The 17,846-nt window shown below is 25.6% G+C and carries 19 protein-coding genes and 1 tRNA gene; 5 read left to right on the forward strand and 15 right to left on the reverse strand.

Annotated features, from left to right (window positions below):
* Positions 1 to 643 precede the first annotated feature (643 nt).
* Both greA and LPC13_RS13315 read left to right on the forward strand, forming a co-directional pair.
* Positions 644 to 1,126 carry a transcription elongation factor GreA gene (greA, locus tag LPC13_RS13310; RefSeq protein ID WP_005214659.1) on the forward strand — a complete coding sequence of 161 codons (483 nt, stop codon included), beginning with the start codon at positions 644 to 646 and terminating at the stop codon, positions 1,124 to 1,126.
* A gap of 42 nt (positions 1,127 to 1,168) precedes the next feature.
* A tRNA-Arg gene (locus LPC13_RS13315) sits at positions 1,169 to 1,245 on the forward strand.
* Between the two features lie 118 nt (positions 1,246 to 1,363).
* Here LPC13_RS13315 and LPC13_RS13320 read toward each other — a convergent pair.
* From LPC13_RS13320 to LPC13_RS13345, 6 genes are all read right to left on the reverse strand, one after another.
* Positions 1,364 to 3,229, reverse strand: a complete 1,866-nt coding sequence (locus LPC13_RS13320) for a hypothetical protein (protein WP_234088871.1) — start codon at positions 3,227 to 3,229, stop codon at positions 1,364 to 1,366.
* A gap of 236 nt (positions 3,230 to 3,465) precedes the next feature.
* A complete protein-coding gene (locus LPC13_RS13325) occupies positions 3,466 to 3,753 on the reverse strand; it encodes a hypothetical protein (RefSeq protein WP_234088872.1) in 288 nt (95 codons plus the stop codon).
* A gap of 3 nt (positions 3,754 to 3,756) precedes the next feature.
* Positions 3,757 to 4,608 (reverse strand): ParM/StbA family protein, encoded by an 852-nt coding sequence (locus tag LPC13_RS13330; protein WP_234088873.1) that lies wholly within the window; start codon positions 4,606 to 4,608, stop codon positions 3,757 to 3,759.
* Positions 4,609 to 4,777: 169 nt separating this feature from the next.
* Entirely contained in the window at positions 4,778 to 5,377 is a 600-nt protein-coding gene (locus LPC13_RS13335; protein WP_234088874.1) for a hypothetical protein, read from the reverse strand.
* Positions 5,378 to 5,444: 67 nt separating this feature from the next.
* Positions 5,445 to 5,717, reverse strand: coding sequence for a hypothetical protein (locus LPC13_RS13340; RefSeq protein ID WP_234088875.1), 273 nt, complete (start codon positions 5,715 to 5,717; stop codon positions 5,445 to 5,447).
* 156 nt (positions 5,718 to 5,873) lie between these two features.
* A complete protein-coding gene (locus LPC13_RS13345) occupies positions 5,874 to 6,218 on the reverse strand; it encodes a type II toxin-antitoxin system PemK/MazF family toxin (RefSeq protein ID WP_234088876.1) in 345 nt (114 codons plus the stop codon).
* A gap of 212 nt (positions 6,219 to 6,430) precedes the next feature.
* Between LPC13_RS13345 and LPC13_RS13350 the strand changes: the two genes are divergently transcribed.
* Positions 6,431 to 6,658, forward strand: a complete 228-nt coding sequence (locus LPC13_RS13350) for a hypothetical protein (RefSeq protein ID WP_234088877.1) — start codon at positions 6,431 to 6,433, stop codon at positions 6,656 to 6,658.
* 44 nt (positions 6,659 to 6,702) lie between these two features.
* Here LPC13_RS13350 and LPC13_RS13355 read toward each other — a convergent pair whose 3' ends face one another.
* From LPC13_RS13355 to LPC13_RS13380, 6 genes are all read right to left on the reverse strand, one after another.
* Entirely contained in the window at positions 6,703 to 6,924 is a 222-nt protein-coding gene (locus LPC13_RS13355) for a YdbC family protein (protein WP_234088878.1), read from the reverse strand.
* A gap of 13 nt (positions 6,925 to 6,937) precedes the next feature.
* Positions 6,938 to 7,573, reverse strand: coding sequence for a hypothetical protein (locus LPC13_RS13360; RefSeq protein ID WP_234088879.1), 636 nt, complete (start codon positions 7,571 to 7,573; stop codon positions 6,938 to 6,940).
* 88 nt (positions 7,574 to 7,661) lie between these two features.
* The gene (locus tag LPC13_RS13365; RefSeq protein ID WP_234088880.1) at positions 7,662 to 7,961 is read right to left on the reverse strand and encodes a hypothetical protein; all 300 of its coding nucleotides are present in this window, start codon (positions 7,959 to 7,961) and stop codon (positions 7,662 to 7,664) included.
* Between the two features lie 48 nt (positions 7,962 to 8,009).
* Complete coding sequence (locus LPC13_RS13370) at positions 8,010 to 11,060, reverse strand: type I restriction endonuclease subunit R (protein WP_234088881.1); 3,051 nt, start codon at positions 11,058 to 11,060, stop codon at positions 8,010 to 8,012.
* Entirely contained in the window at positions 11,061 to 12,353 is a 1,293-nt protein-coding gene (locus tag LPC13_RS13375; protein WP_234088882.1) for a restriction endonuclease subunit S, read from the reverse strand. It lies immediately after the preceding gene.
* Entirely contained in the window at positions 12,346 to 14,115 is a 1,770-nt protein-coding gene (locus LPC13_RS13380; RefSeq protein WP_234088883.1) for a type I restriction-modification system subunit M, read from the reverse strand. Before LPC13_RS13380 ends, LPC13_RS13375 begins: the two co-directional genes overlap by 8 nt.
* 471 nt (positions 14,116 to 14,586) lie before the next feature.
* Between LPC13_RS13380 and LPC13_RS13385 the strand changes: the two genes are divergently transcribed.
* Positions 14,587 to 15,225, forward strand: coding sequence for a recombinase family protein (locus LPC13_RS13385; RefSeq protein WP_234088884.1), 639 nt, complete (start codon positions 14,587 to 14,589; stop codon positions 15,223 to 15,225).
* A 62-nt stretch (positions 15,226 to 15,287) separates the two neighbouring features.
* Here the strand turns inward: LPC13_RS13385 and LPC13_RS13390 are convergent, their stop codons facing one another.
* From LPC13_RS13390 to LPC13_RS13400, 3 genes are all read right to left on the reverse strand, one after another.
* A complete protein-coding gene (locus LPC13_RS13390; protein WP_234088885.1) occupies positions 15,288 to 15,833 on the reverse strand; it encodes a hypothetical protein in 546 nt (181 codons plus the stop codon).
* Positions 15,834 to 15,855: 22 nt separating this feature from the next.
* Positions 15,856 to 16,830 (reverse strand): hypothetical protein, encoded by a 975-nt coding sequence (locus LPC13_RS13395; protein ID WP_234088886.1) that lies wholly within the window; start codon positions 16,828 to 16,830, stop codon positions 15,856 to 15,858.
* 152 nt (positions 16,831 to 16,982) lie between these two features.
* The gene (locus tag LPC13_RS13400) at positions 16,983 to 17,165 is read right to left on the reverse strand and encodes a helix-turn-helix domain-containing protein (RefSeq protein WP_195953628.1); all 183 of its coding nucleotides are present in this window, start codon (positions 17,163 to 17,165) and stop codon (positions 16,983 to 16,985) included.
* Positions 17,166 to 17,313: 148 nt separating this feature from the next.
* On the opposite strand from LPC13_RS13400, the gene LPC13_RS13405 reads away from it, so the two are divergent.
* Positions 17,314 to 17,832, forward strand: coding sequence for a helix-turn-helix domain-containing protein (locus LPC13_RS13405; protein ID WP_234088887.1), 519 nt, complete (start codon positions 17,314 to 17,316; stop codon positions 17,830 to 17,832).
* The last annotated feature ends 14 nt before the right edge of the window (positions 17,833 to 17,846 follow it).

Genomic DNA, 17,846 nt, shown 5'->3' on the forward strand with positions numbered 1-17,846 from the left:
ACTAAAAAGTTTAATCATTTGCTCAAATTACTTTGAGTCTTTATTTTAAGACTCTCAAAAGAATTGCTGGTTTACTTCAACTATATTCTGTTCAATTTTCAAAGATCATTTGTTAATCGCTCTCAAGCGACTTCTTTATGTTATCACTTTGTCTCTTGTCTGTCAACAGTTTTTTTAAAACTTTTTTTCAAGTTTTCAACTCATTTGAGTTGTTTACTGTTTTCCCTCAAGGACAATGACTATTCTATCATAGCTTATAAAATATACCTATTATATATTAATCATTAAATTAATTTATTATTATTTTTCTAATATTTTTAGACATTTTTCTTCTTTTTTCTATTATTGATACACGTGGTTTCGGGTATGTTGTTTTACATATATTTATAGTATTTTTATATTAAGTTTTATAGATACTCACTATAAAAATTCACTAACTAAATCATATTTTTTTACTTTATCCTATAATTTATACTATTTTCTAAAAGAAACTAATATAATAAATAAACACTTATTTTTAATAATAAAAATATTAATTTAATATATATTCTTTCTTGTATCATGAATATAGCTTCAAATTTTAAGAATATAATCCATTAATTTAACTTAAATATACATATAAGATAATTTAGGAGGTCTATTAATGAATAACTATTTAACAGAAGAAGCTATTAATATTCTTAAAAATGAAATTGAACACAGAAAGGTTGTAATTAGGAAAGAGATAAATGATGATTTAAAAGAAGCTAAATCACATGGTGACTTAAGCGAAAATTTTGAATATAGAGTAGCCAAAAGAGAAAGAGCAAAAAATGAAAGTCGAATTAGATTTTTAGAAAGAATGATTAAAACTGCTATATTGATAAAAGATGATTCAAAAGCTGATGAAGTTGGATTAAATAAAGAAGTTGTAATAAAATTTCTAGAAGATAATACTTGTGATGAATTTTTAATTGTTACCACTATAGAAGCAGATCCATTAAACAATAAAATCAGTATAGAATCCCCCCTAGGAAAGGCGATATTTAAGCGACGAATTGGAGAAAAAGTTTTAGTAAGATCTCCTAATGAAACCTACACAGTTGAGATTTTAAATGTAAAAAAAATATTTAATAATAATATATAGTAATTTATATTTTTAAATACTATACTTAATATATATATCCTTGCATCTATAGCTCAGTTGGATAGAGTGCTGGACTTCGAATCCAGGCGTCGGGGGTTCGAATCCCTCTGGGTGCACCAAAAAAAGGCTTCATAGATGTGAAGCCTTTTTTACGTCAAAATTTACGACATCATAACTCAATAATTAAGCTTAATAATAAAAAACTAATTATAAATTTAATGTTTGTATAACTTAAATTTATTTCTTTTTCCTATTGTTTTTTTTGCTAGCTTTAATAATTCTATTTTTATTTTTCTTTTTCTTTTTTTTCTTATTATCTATATTAGGTACCTTATGTCCTTCATCTATATTTTTTAACATATCTTTTATACTATTAAATGATATGTTATATTCATGTGGTGTCATATCTAACCCCTTTTGCTTATAATAGATATCATCAAAAATATTTGCCATATCTGGAGTAAGATGAATTATATCATTTTTATTCGCTATTTTATTTTTTATTTTATCGAAATTACCCTCTTGTAGATAATAACCACAAATCTCTAATTCATCCGTAGTAAATAAATTTTCATGTAATTCAGTTCTATCATCTATATACTTCAAAAATTTATCACTATCCCACGACTTAAATTTAAATGCATTACATATAGTATCTAAATCATATAAATTACATACCCATGGATAAGGTTCGTTTCTAGGCTTTTCTAATAACAACGTTAATTGAGTAGCTAATATACTATAATTTTCTGCTGTAATACAAAATATATATATTTTTTTATAATCATCTCTATTTATCTCTATGATTTTACTCCCTTGTTTGTTATACAAAGTTGTTTTTTCTTGAGATAAAATTAATTGTTTCAAATTTAAGCCTTGATTATAAGCTTTTTGTATTCCTTTATCACTCTTAAAATCCCTTTTTATTCTAGTATATGCCTTATCAGGATTTCTAAATGGTTCTTTTACTTTTGCGGCTTTAACTTCACCTATAATCAAGATATCATTATATAATACAAGTAAGTCATGCTCATTATGAGAATCTTTTGTTTCAAATACAGACGAAAAATATTTTCCTTCATTTCCGAAAATATTTTTTAATAACTCCTCTGCTTCTTTTTCAGCTTCCATATCTCTCTTTTTATAAAATTTATTTTTTTCAGTACCCTTCTCTAACTCGCTATATAAAAATTTAAATATTGCATTTAATAATTGTTTATATACAGGACAAAAAATGTATTTATCTCCATTTCTAAGTAAAGGAGCTAATTCAAAAGGATTTTCTTCTGTATAATATTTAAATTCTCTATTTTTTCGTGTAATTGAAAATATATTTAAAAAACTTCTTATAACCTCTTCTCCAAATTTATCATTTAGTTTCTTTATTGATACTCTATTGATATTACATACATTTTCCATAAAATTATGATATGATTTTGCTAAACTATTTTTATCTATTAAACTAGTAGCCTCTTTAATATTGATACCATTTTCAACGCTTTTCAACCATTTTTCTCTACTTTCTACGATATTATCTCTATATTTATGAATCTTATCCAATGTATCTCTTATATTATTGATAATAAAATTATATATTTCTAATAATTCTGTTACAGAAAATTTATATTCTCCCTTAAAGAAATCATTATATGATTCAAACCATCTTCTTATTCTTTTTTCCTGTTGTTCTTCATAATTTAATATAGTGGTATTAAAATAATCTAAAAATACTGGCATGCTAACTTTTCTAGCTTCAATCCATTCTTTAGTCAACATATCATTTTTTATTTCCTCTTCACTTGGTAAGAATAATAATGCATAAAAGTTAGATATATCTTCAAGCATACTTTTAGCTTTATTAAAATCCTCTTGCTTTAAATCTATACATTTTTTTTCATCAGTAGAAACTATTAAACCAGCTAAGTACATATATTGCTTATATGGAGACGATAACTTAATATCATTAAAAAAATCTTTTCCATCATATACCAAACATAAATCGTTAGCAATCATGCCCAATACACTTTCTGAATCAAATTTAGCAATAAAATTTTTTAATTCGTCTATTTTTTTTTCAAGTTTATCTTGCACTGTTTTACTCATTATTAATACCTACCCTTTAAATAAATTAATTGGAATATTATTACATAAAAATATCTTATTCACTTTATACCTTTTATGTATTTTTTTTCATATCTATATTATAACATCCTAATCAAAACCATATCATCTAAATTACATATTAAATTCATATATTCACTTTATTTTTTAATATCAATATAAAAAGCTAACCTCAAATTTGAAGTTAGCTTTTTATTTAATATTTAATTAAAACTTTATTATTTAAATAATCCCATAATATCCTCATCAATAACAATTTTATTATTATTTAATTCTTCATCTTTTGTTACCTTTTCGGTGCTATTTGCAACACTTTGCTCCTCTCTTATAGTTATACTATCACTTATTCTATCATCTAATTGCATCGTATTGCCCCCATCAGTTGCAACCTTATATAATAAACTCTTTATTGTTTCTGATTCATTATATGTAGAACTTAGATAGTCCAATATAATCTTATCTTTATCTTTTTGAGAATTTAATGTTATATAAAATCTTTTACTCATATATTATTGATTAGCTCCTCTCCAACCAATTTCAGCAACTTTATGTGCTCCAAGTACATTAGAGAACTGTGCATTTTCTAAAACTTTAGCCGGAGTATTTATTTCAATATAATCTTTTAACATTAAAGAACCTCCACCAGTAAAATATACTTTATAATTTTTTATATTAACTTTTGCTTGTATTCTATTCAATATAAGCTTTAAAAAATCTAAATATACTCTACTATCAACTACTATTCTCCCATTTCTAATAAGTCTTTCTATATCTTCCTCAACAAAATCTTCACCTTTTGAATTCTCAATATCCTTTATATTGGCATATAAATCTAATACTCCTAATCTTTCTGTATAGTTATATTCTGTCTTTCCATTTACTATTGTTACATAATTAATAGTTCTACTACCAATATCACAGATAAGAATATCCTCTTTATTATTTTCTATCATATACTGAGAAATAAATCCTTCACCAAGAACTACTACCTTATTAATATTTATTGTTCTTGGAGCTCCATTTACCAAAAAGTTAAAACTACTATTTTTTAGTCTATTTATAAATTTACTACTATTATTCATTTGTACCAATGGTAATAATAAGCATAGGTTTATATCACTCTCATTGGTTGCCTCAGTTATAGCAAACAGTAATGATGGTAAATAATTCTTATCAATCTTTGAAAACTGCCTATCATACTCCCCAACTCCTATATAAGTTGTTTCATTCTCTATTTGGATTCTATCATAAGCTTCTGGATTTGGATTAAACTGTGTACTAATCCTAGAGCTAAAGCTACCTATATTTTGTCCTGCATATTTTATACTATAATTTCCTAAATCAACTGTAACATTTATCATATAATGTTCTCTCCTTTATTCTTAAATTTTATATAGCATAAGATTATAGCAGTTAACCTAAATTCCTTTTCATTTTTTTAACTTTTTTAATATTTTTAACACAAAAAAAGCTATAGAATTACCTATAGCTTACTAACATTATCTCTCATTATATATACTAATAATTTTATTATATTTCATCATCATCGTCATCAGGTAAATTATTTAATACTTCTTTTGCCTTCTTATTATATTCTTTTGCTTTCTTATAATTAGCTTTTCCTGTTACGAATCTATAAAATAGCTTTACCCATGTCAATATGTGTTTAATAGTTAAAAGTATAATTGTAATAATTAATGTTATTATTCCTACTTTGAGAACATAATCAATATTTTCAAAGTTAACTACAGTAAATATCACTATTAAAACAATTGATATTATTGTCATTGATGCTATTGTTTTAATAATACTTATTATAATATCATCTTTATATACTATGTTGCCTTGCATATCTTTTGGTACTTTTATGTTCCTAGCCAATCCTATTACAAATAAGACCATAAAAATAATACTATCTATAATCAATATATTTACTAAATCTGTTGATATAAAATTATTTACTAATACTTTTTCATTGCAAAAAAACATTAAAATACACCCTGGGCTAATAAATAATATTAATCCTATTAAAATAAAAAATGTACTTAATAATCCTTTTCCTTCATTATCATTTATCTCTCTTCCAATAGATATCATAAAATCTTTAATAAACTCTAATAACTCCTTCAAAATTTTCCCCTTAAATAAGTGATATATAAAATATTATGCTTAGGAGCTATTGTTAATTCATATGAAATTAATTTTGATTTTTATAATCTATGCCTTTTAATATATTATAAACCCTATATACTAATTTATTTAATTCTTCATCTTTATTTATATAATCTATTAATGCTTCACTTTGAAGTTGTTCTCCTAACTTCTCAAATCTTTTCTTAAATTTATTTATCCTCTCATCAACTTTATAGTTAATATTGTCGGTTTCTATATTTAGTTTCTTTGTTTCATTTTTTGTATTATTTACATTATCTACAAATGCTCCTACATAATTACATTCTTCATAACTCATAACCTTTACTCCTCTAATTAGTATTTCATTTTATAATGATTTCCACTTTTTCACTATTTATACTTCCTAAAATATTAATCATAATATTTTACTTAAATATAACTTTATACAAAAATATGCTATAGATAAACAATCTATAGCATACAATACTTCTAATTAATTTCCCAAAGCTAAACTAATAGCTATTTTCTTATTTATATCACTTAAATCCTCTTCTCTAACGTTACATATGTAATTTATAATTTGTATTTTATCGAAAGTAACAATCTGTTCAGCTAATACTATAGAATTATCTATTAACTCACTATAATTTCTTAAAACTTTATGTGTAGGTAATTCTCTCTTTGCTCTTTTAGTTGTTAAGGGTACACCTATAACAGTAGTACTATATTTATTTCCTACATCATTTTGAACAACTACTACTGGTCTTATTCCAGACTGAACACTACCTATTCTTTCTCCTAATGCAACGTTTAAAATACTTCCTCTTCTAACTACCATTTTTAAATCCTCCTAAATCATAAATTTTATAAAACGCTGACCTAACCCACCATTAAGTATTTGGTTTATTAAATCTTAGTATTATAGCAGAAGAATTTAAAATTTCTAAAAAAACAATACTATTATCTATTTTTTAATTTACGCTACTATATTCTGATATAATATTTAGAATTAAGTTTTCTTAGTTTAATAAAATCTAAAGGAGGACTAATATGCCGATTTATTTAAACGAAACTGTAAATATACATCAATATGCTCTTAATCTTACATATACAGAGTCTACGATTTTATATAATATAATTTTTGAACTTACATCTAACTTTCACCAAATTGATGAAAGTATTAATGATATATATGTTGAAGATGATATTTTCTTTGAGTATTATCCAAGTATAATGTTCAAATTTATGACTGTATTAATAGAATTAAAATCAGTATAATAGAAAATCCTCAGAATAACCTCTGAGGATTTTCTATATAATAATTATATATCCATATTATTTAAAGCTTCTTTTAAAGCTCTTAACTCATCTCTTGTTAATGTAATACCTTTTCCCATCTTCTCATGCTCCGGAGCCCAATCTCTTAAATCATACTTAGCTTCTTTTCCATTCCAACTAATACGATTTAATTCTTTAGACCATCCCTTTGTAGTTTCAGATAATACTACTATATTTTCTTTTATTTCAAATTTTATATCTGTCATAACATAAACCTCTTTACATAATTCTATCAGCTAATATATTACTAACTTTATTTAACATGAATTTATTATCATTAATGTTATCAAATAATTCTAATATCTGTTCTTTACTCATTTTTAATTCAAGTTCTAGTATATCTAAAACATTATCTGATTCAAAATCTTCAACTAACGTTTTACCTACTGAACTGATATTTTCAAAAACCTCTAATTCAACAAATATATATTCACTATAACCAATCTCTAGACAAATTTTAGTAATAATATTTCTTAATTCACTAATAGAAGCATCGCCTTGCTCTAATTTGTCAATTTCACTAAACCATCTTTTGTAAGTTTCAATATACTCTTGATAATTATCAAATTTTGAATTATTTAAATACGCTATAGTATCATCATAGTTTTCTACCCCAAGCCATACAGTGCTTTCCTTGATACCAATAGTTCTAGATAACTGAATTGATGGTAATATAAAATATTTAATAAACGAATATAATTTCTTTTTAGATGTACAACATACCCACTCATAACATCCATCATTACTTCCTTGATGAAAAATGCTGTATTTAAATATATATCCATCTGGAGTAATTGGTATATTAATCTCTGAATTTAACCAATTTCTCCAATACGAAATTAGGTTCTCACTCATTGTTATCCTCCTATTTTTAATATAGTCATGTCTATTCAATCAATTCTCTTATTATTTAAGATAAAAATACTTATATACTAACTCTTTATTAACCTAAATTTTCATTATACCTATAGTATTTCTTATATCTTGTTTTAGGTATTTCACCTATTAGTACACCTATATTCCCCTTCAATATTAAACTACAGTCTACATCTCCAACATATATACCATCATATTCAATAGATAAAAATGTTAATAACCCATCCCTATATGCATTAATTACTTTAAATTCTTTTAACCCGTACTCATAACTTTTTATAAGTATAGTCATTCCTTTAGTTAATAGCCAATCTATTTTACCATCTTTACGTCTAGGCATATTAGTAATAATTTCACCTTTTCTCACTTTTACCCCCTAGATTTACTAATTAATCTTGATTTTTTATATCTAAAATTAAATCGCACTATTTCTAAGCTCTCTATAAACACTACTTCCTATTTGTCCCATAACTTGATTATAGAAGTCCTTATTTTCAAAAAGTTTAGAGAAAGCTCCCATACTCTCCATATAACAAGTCTGAGCTATTCTCTTAAATTCTTCTTGGAAAATGCTTTGTTCAAATATTTCTGCATCATTATTCTTAGCATATTTCTTTAAAGCCTTATCCTTAGTACACTTCCTATACATAGTTTCAACTATAACTCTATCACCTTCAGTAAAAATCCCCTGATATTTTTCATTTATCTTAGAAATAATCTCCTCAAGAGTAGATTCATCATCAGTAGGCTTAGCTCCACCAGTTATTGTTTTAGGATTAGGTAATATAATTTCTGTATTTTGTGGATTTAATGAAATATCACCTTTAAAAGTTTGTTCAAGCTTATAAAACTCTAACTTTAACTTTCCTTCTAAATCTATATCCTTCCCCTTAACCTTAGGTAATAGCTTCTCTAAATAAGCAGTGAAGTTATATTCCTTATGAAGGTCCTTATCAAACATTCTAGTTATTTGAATTATATAAGAATACCATTTATTAAAGTTTCTTATAGCCTTCTTAAATTCATATCTACTATCTTCATTAAGTTCATTATATCTTTCAATAACTGGCTTAAATAAACTTGTCATCTTACCTAAATCAGTAGCATTTTGTTTTCCTTTTTTATAGTTTATCTTAATAAACTTATCTATATCATTATCATTAAACAACTTAAAATTTCTGATTATAGTCTTAGTATCATATATTAAATTAACATTTATCTCTTCATCTAGCTTAGTTGCCTCATAATATGGTCTAAAAGCTTCTTGTATTTCTTCTGCTGTATTTACAAAATCTAATACAAATGTATCATTCTTTCCTGGCATAGTTCTATTAAGTCTTGATAATGTTTGTACAGCTTTTACTCCACTTAATTTCTTATCTACAAACATAGAATGAAGTAATGGTTCATCAAAGCCTGTTTGATACTTTTCTGCAACTATTAGCATATTAAAATCATCGCCATGGAACTCTTCTTTTAATTGCTTTTCTGAAATTTTTCTACCATCTTTTGTTTTATTTATTCCTGCTTCTGTATACTCAATTTCATTTCCTATACTATCTACATCTTTAACTACACCTGAAAAAGCTATTAATACATCTAAGTTCTTATAACCTTTTCTTTCTATATATCTCTTAAATTCATGATAATATCTTACAGCATGAAGTCTTGATGCTGTAACTATCATAGCCTTACCTCTTCCACCAATTTTCTTAGAAGTAATTTCTCTAAAATGCTCTATAATAATTGCTGTTTTTTGCGATAAATTATGTGGATGTAGTGATTCATAACGTCTTACTGCCTTTACTGCTGCTGAAGTTGGTACATCTGGATTATCTGGTGTATTACTAGCTATCTTATAGCAGTTTTTATATGTCATATAATTTTTTAATACATCTAAGATAAAACCTTCTTCAATAGCTTGTCTCATAGAATAAACATGATAAGGCTCATAATTTCCTTCTGCATTTTTTCTTCCAAACATCTCTAAAGTCTTTTGCTTTGGGGTTGCTGTAAAGGCAAAAAAGCTTAGATTTTTATGTCTTCCATGACTTAATAACTCATTTACTAATTTATCTTCATCATCTACAATTTCAGCTTCTGCTTTTCCTTCGATTTCTGCATATTCCTTTAAAGCTTCTTCTGTATCTGCTAAAGCTGACTTTAGCTTTCTAGCAGAATTACCTGTTTGTGAAGAATGTGCTTCGTCTACTATAATTGCAAATCTCTTTCCTTTGTTATCATCTATTTCTTCATATATAACAGGAAACTTTTGAAGTGTTGTTATAATTATCTTCTTTCCATCATTTATAGCATCTCTTAAATCCTTTGAAGTTTTACCTTCTCCAATAGCTACAACTAATCCATCTTGATGGTCAAAGCTTGAAATTGTATCTTGAAGTTGTCTATCTAAAACAGTTCTATCTACAACAACTATAACTGATGTAAAGATTGGTGTATTATCACTTTGATGAATACTTGAAAGCCTATAAGCAAGCCAAGCTATACTATTACTTTTTCCTGAACCTGCACTATGTTGAATAAGATAATTTTCACCACTTCCATTTGCTCTTACATCTTCTATTAGTTTTGTGACAACATCTAATTGATGATATCTTGGGAATATAATTCTCGTTGTAGTTTCTTTCTTCCCTTTTCCATTTTTAATTACTGTCTTATCCTTAACTTCTAAGTGTATATATCTTTGGATAATATCCATAATCTTATCTTTTACTAATACCTCTTCCCAAAGATATGATGTTGCATATCCATCTTTATTTTCAGGATTACCAGCTCCACCAACATTACCAGCTCCATTACTTCCTTGGTTAAATGGTAAGAAAATTGTGTTTTTACCATCAAGCTTTGTAGTCATCCAAACTTCATAAAGGTCTACTGCAAAGTATACCAGTATTCTTTTATTAAATTGGAATACTAATTCCTTAGGATTTCTATCATACATAAATTGAGTTTTAGCATTTTCAACAGATTGTCCAGTAATTTGATTTTTAAGCTCTAAAGCAACTATAGGAATACCATTTAAAGATAAGACCATATCAATTGTATTATTGTTTTCTGTAGAGTAAGCAAATTGTCTAGTACAACTTAAAATATTATCATTATATAATTTAACTGTATCAGGATTTAAAGAACTTTCAGGCTTAAAATAAGCAATATTAAGCTTAACTCCTCTATCATTAATACCACTTCTTAAAACATGAATAAGACCATTATTTTCAATCTCTTCATTTAATCTTTTATAAAGCTTATTTTCTGCATCTTCCTTATAGTTTCTAATATATCTTTCCCATTGTTTAGGCTGAGATATTTTAATAAAAGTGATTAAAGTTTCTATATCAATAGCTTTTTCAGCATTATAACTAGCCATACTCCCTTTAATATAGTCACCATGCTCTAAAAGAAAGCTTTCAATATCTTGCTCAAATCTCTTTTCCTTATAATCCATTTAGTTCACCTCCCTTTTGCCAGTAACACATTCATATATTAAAGATTTTTTATAACTTTCAAGTTTTTCTATTAATTCTTCTTTTTTAGATATCGTTGAATCAATTTCAGTACATTTACTATCTAAGAATTTTACTATTTCTTTTTGTTGTTCTATTGTTGGAATTATTATTTTGAAATTATTCAAATCAAAAGATGATAGCTCTAAGAATGTGGTTCCTTTTCCATATATATTTAAAACTTCTGTCATTACAGATATATAATAATAAACAAACTTATTAGATATATATATCCCGCTTTTATTTACCAGTGATTTACACCCTTGGTTTGTACATAAATCTATATCTGAAATTCCAACTAAACCAATTGGTGCTCTACTAGATACTATTATTGAACCTTTTGGGACTATTCTTGTTGAGCAAGAATTTAGTCCAGAAGTTGATATATTTCTTTTAGAAGTTCTTATATATATATCTTCTGTTTTGTAATCCGCAGGTGTAATCCATGTAATATCACCATTCCAATATTCATAATTATCACTTTTTGGGGTAGCTCCTAAAATTATATCAAAATACGTTTTTATTCTATCTATATTCCATTCTTTAGGTATTTCTCCAATCCACTCTATTCCACTATCCTTCATAGGAACATTATTATTTAATCCCTTTGTTACTGTTTCTGTAATAAGACTTTGCTTATAAGATTTATATTTTTCAATAAGGATTTTTTGTTTTGAAATAATATCATCAACTTGAGATACTTTTTTATCAAGATAATTTACTATTTTCTCTTGAGTTATATAAGAACAACTAGGTAAAAATAAATTTTTCCCATCTTCTACATTTATTCCACTTTGTGCTCCACCAGTCTTTTGTAAAAGAATTGCTTCCCTTTGTGATAATAATGTATAGTAAATAAATCTATCTAAAAAGCTCTTATTTAAATTTTCAAATGCCATCACAGATTGATTTGCACATGACTTAATTCTTAAAAATCCAACATTACCACATGTTGCTCCTGTCATAGCTAATAATGTTGTATTCTCTTTAATTAATTTAGTTGAACTTTTTTCTAATCCTAAATTGGTAATAAATTTATCTGCTTCATATATATCATCATTTTTTATTTTTCCAGATGGCAACCACGGTATATCTCCATTCCAGAACTCTAGTTTATTTGTATCTGGAGTTCCACCAGCATATATATTACAAATACTTTTATATTTCCTAACCGACCATTGTTCTGGTATCTCACCTATCCACTCTATTCCACTCTCTTTCATCCCTCTACACATAAACTTCTACCTCTTCAAACAACTCTTTTAAAGCTCCATTTAATTCTTCCTCAATCTCCAAAATTTCTGCCTTAATATTATCAGCTTTCTCAGGAGCTATATATTTATAGAAATAACGTGTAAAAGGTATTTCATATCCTACCTTTGTTTTCTTTTTATCTATCCATGCATTCTCGTTATAAGGTAATACTTCTCTTTTAAAATAAGAATCTATATCTTCATCTAAAGGCACATTTTCGCTATCTCTCTTAGATGTATCTGCTACCTTCTTTTTATTCTTATAAACTATATTTCCCTCTTCATCTAAAGTAGGACTTTCTATAACTATCTTGTTATATCCAAAGTCTATATTTTCAAATATCTTAGATTCAACACTCTTATCACCTAAGATATATTCCTTATTTAAGAAATCACCATAAGCTTGTACAATCATTTCTCTACATTCTTCAGTAATTTCATTTCTCTTACTACCTATAGACTTTCTTCTCTTTTCAAACATCTTAGAAGCATCTATAAGCTGAACCTTACCTTCTCTATGGAAATGCTTATTCTTAGAAATTATCCAGATATACGTAGAAATCCCCGTATTATAAAATAAATCCGTTGGAAGCTGAACTATAGCTTCAAGCCAATCATTTTCAATAATATATCTTCTAATTTCGCTAGGACCTGAACCTGCATCTCCACTAAATAGTGGTGAACCATTATGAATAATTGCCATTCTTCCAGTATCTTTTAACTTCTTAATACCATTTAGAGTAAATAACATTTGTCCATCACTAATCTTAGGAAGTCCAACTCCAAATCTTCCACCATCACCAAGAGCATTTTCTCTCTCAACAGCAGACTTCTCTTTCTTCCAATCAATTCCAAAGGGTGGATTAGAAATTATATAATCAAAAGTAAAATCTTTAAACTTATCATCACTTAAAGTATTACCAAGCTTCATATCATCAGCTTTTCCACCTTTAATAATCATGTCCGCCTTAGCTATTGCATAAGTTTCCGGATTTATCTCTTGTCCGAAGCATTTAACATTAGCCTCTGAATCAAGCTGAAGTAATCTTTCCTCCATACAAGCCAACATTTGTGAAGTTCCCATTGTCATATCATATATAGTCTTTACAACACCATCTTCTATAAGAGTATCCTTTTCCTCACATATTAATAAATCTGTCATAAGATAAATAATATCTCTTGCAGTAAAGTGAGCCCCTGCTTGTTCATTGTAGCTTTCTGAGAATCTTCTTACTAACTCTTCAAAAATATATCCCATATCAGGACTAGTTATGACATCAGGTCCCATATATGCTTTCTTAGTATTGAATTCTTGAATAACTGCAAATAAAGCATTATTGTTTGCAAGCTTAGTAATTTCTTTATCAAAATCAAAATTTTCTAGTACATCTTGTACATTTTCTGAAAATCCTGCAAGAAAAGTTCTAAAATTAGCTTCAATATTTGCTGGGTCTGCAAGCAAGTTTTCAAATGTAAAAGGACTGACATTGTAAAAACTATATCCTGATGCAGTCTCTAAAAATACATCTTTTACTTCAAATTGTTTTACATTTTCATAAGTTTCTAATACCTTGTCCTTAGTTGGAAGAAGTGTATCATTAAATCTCTTTATTACTGTCATTGGAAGAATTACTTTTCCATATTCATGTGGCTTATATAAATCTCTTATTATATCAGCTATTGACCAAATTAAATTTGCTTTTTCATTTACATTAATAGTTGTTTGCTTTGTAATATTGTCCATATACTTCCCTACCATTTCTAATTTATTTTCTCTCTAAATCACTTTTATCTTTAATACCTACATATTATTATAAGCTTTTCGGTTATTTTTGTAAATTTATATAATATTAACCAATAATATATTGATAATTCTTTTAAAATTTAACCAATTTTAGTTGCTTTAAATATAAAAATTATAATTTATATTTTAAATATAAATAAAAGAGTAAATTCATATCTTGCATTAGAAATCTAATATAAAAATTAAGTAAAATAGATTTATTTTTTTATAACATTAAATAATTAACATTAACTAAATAAAAATATATTTCAAAAAGTATAATCTTTGAAACACTTATAATTCTATTAAATAAAGCTAATTTTTCTATTTCAAAAAGTACTTTTGATGAAATATTTTATTTCAAAACTGTTTTTGATATTTTGAAATATTATTATGATATAATCTTAAAATTTTGAAAAGGAGATTATAATAATGGATAATTCTAAATCATTTTTTTATGCTAGAGTATCTAGCACTTCACAATCAGTAAATCGTCAAATAGATTGTATAAAATCATATAATTTAGATATTAATGAAAGAGATATCTTTATTGATTCAAAATCAGGAAAAGATTTTAGTCGTGAAAACTATTTACTTCTAAAACAGATATGCAGAAAATCAGATGTAATTTTTGTTAAATCGCTTGACCGTTTCGGAAGAAACTATCAAGAAATTCTTGAAGAATGGCGTGATATTACTTCTAAAGGAGTTGATATAGTAGTTTTAGATATGCCACTATTAGATACTCGACAAAATAAAGACCTCTTAGGAAACTTTATTTCTAATTTAATTTTAGAGATTTTATCTTATGTGAGTGAACAAGAGAGATTATTCATTCGTGAACGCCAACGCTCTGGAATAATTGCAGCTCAAAAAAGAAATGTAAAGTTTGGAGCTCCTAAAATTAAAGTTGATTTTACCTCTCATGAGTTTCAAAACCTATATATCCTTTGGAAAAATGGTAAAATTAAAACTAAATATTTTATGAATTCTTTAGGATTAAAACCTAATAGCTTTTATAGAAGAATAAAAGAATACGAACAATTAAATACACCTAATGTTCCTTTATAAATATATATTATTAATAATAATTAAAAATAGAGCAGATTAACAAATCTTGCTCTATTTTTAACTTAAAATGGAATATCTTCATCATCAAAAAAACTAATTTGATATTCACGCTTAACATTATTAATTATTCCTTCATACTTCTCAAAAACATTCAATGGTAAATACTTTAAATCAGAACTTATCGTAAATTCTCGATTTTCAATTAAAGCCAATTTTTTATCAATAAATAAATGCATAATCCAATTATCATTAATCTCTTCAGATTCATTTATTTTGTTTATTATATATTTTTTTTCTGAAGCAGTTAATAAATTTGAATCATCAAATTCACCTTCATTTAAACTATAAATATCTGATATTTCATATACTATATCCTCTATATTTTCTTCATCTTCTCTCCACCATAATTCATCATAATCTATTTCTTTTAATATTCCTCTTCCAAAGTATATTATGTATAATACCCCATTGTTCAATAGTCTTAATCTTTTTATTTCATATGAAAAATCCATAAAAACCCCATCTATACTATCACTTTTAAAAATAGTAGCTTTCTGTTCTATTTTTTTAATCTCATTATCATTCTCATGAATATGTAATCTAAACATATTTACCCCCTTAAAACTAAACTTAATCTTTCTTTAATATATCCTTAATAGGATTAACTAGATGTGGAATATTTTCATTCTTAGGTATTAATATAGGATTTATACCTAGTTCTTTTAATTTTTTAGTTAATCTATTACATTTTTCTCTTTTAAATCTACACTTTCCTTTTAATGATGTTGTTATTAAGAGTTCTATAAGCTCACTTTTTGTTTTTTCTCTTAACAAAGAGTTTTTTATTATTTTTCTAGCGTGATAAATATTATAATAATCTTCAATTCCTACTGTAGATACAATTACCTTGTTCATAAATATGTTATACATTGCATTTGAAAAATATATTTCTAACTTATCATCTATACCATATCTTTTTTTTAGGTATTTTATATGTTGCCTTTTTATCTGCGATTCATATCTTATAATAGATTTCTCATAATCCATTACAATTTCACATTTTGCATCCCGTTCTACCTCTTTATCATATATATTACAGGCTCTACTTTTATTTTGATAACGAAGACTACTAATTTTATTACTTTCTTTAGTTAAATTATTAAATACCTCTATTTTATTCATATATGACTTTCTATCTTCATTTTTATTATACAGCTTGACCAATAGTCGTCTTTTTTCTTTACTTTCTATAACCTTATCACATCTATAATCAAATCTATGTAATCTTAAATCTAATTTATCTGATAAATTATTAGGTAAAATATCACTTAATATATCATATATATTTTCTAACACTATTACATTATCAGCTTCTACGATATCAGCTCTATCTAACATCTTGATTGCATCAATAAAAATATATATCCTCCATATCTTATTCTTACTTTTTCTATTGTTTAGCTGCCTAATTTCTAATTTTACTCCATCTCTTGCAACATATTGAGATAAATTAAAATACTTAGAATTTTTAATACTAAATTTATATTCAAGATATTTAAAAATATCTTCATCTACATCTGAAAATATTTTTATTGTATGTACCATTAAACTATTCTCTCCTTTTAAACGTTATCGGGAAATATTTTATTTATTCTAAATATTGATATGTATATGTTTGTTTTATAATTTCCCCAAAAATTCCATAGTATTTACCCTATTAAAACAATTTCTAAAATAAATTGCTAATAATATATATATTATCGACGTTTTTTATATAAAATTTGATTATCCATCCATTGTTCAAGCAATTCCTTATCACAATACCACTTGTTCCCAATCTTAAAACTAAATTCACGTTTATTTAGTAACTTTAATGTAGTATTATGTCCAATTCCTAAATAATCTTGAAGTTCTTTCTTTGTTAATAATTTATTTTTCATAAAATGACCTCCAATAATATTATTTTTATATCTATTTAGTCTATATTTAAATATTATGCTTCATTTTTGAATAAGTCAAGCTTTTTTTCTCTTTACTTCTTCATTATTGTGTCATATAATGTATTATATATTCAGAAAGGAGAATTACATGGGAATTAATGAATTAATACAAATTGGAGATTATTTAAAAAAAATTAGATTGGATAATAATTTAACTCAGGAAGAGTTTGCACAAAGGTTAGACCTAAAACGTTCTACCTATTCTAATTATGAAAAAAATAATAGAGAACCTAGCAAAGAAACTTTAGAAAAAATATCTAAAGAATTTAATGTAGACTTACTTGAACTTATAACATCATTTCCTTCTGTAAAACCAGATAAGGAACCTAAACCTTCTAGTGATACTAAAAAATCCTTCAGTGATTTTTTGAAATCATCTTTAATAGATGTAAAATTAAAAGGAAAACAAATACCTCATATATCAGAAGAGGATTACAACTATCTTTTAAATCATTGTTTTTCATTTATTAAAGATTTCTATAACTATAGATATACTGATAAAAATATAAATGACTCATTAATTGAAACTGGTAAACATGGAGTTCCTGAACATATTATTTTAAATAAATTTATAAATGATTCACTAGATAATCTTTATAAAAAGTAATAAGAATATAAATT

The sequence above is a fragment of the Clostridium celatum genome (genome assembly GCF_021412605.1).
Classification (GTDB): domain Bacteria; phylum Bacillota; class Clostridia; order Clostridiales; family Clostridiaceae; genus Clostridium; species Clostridium celatum.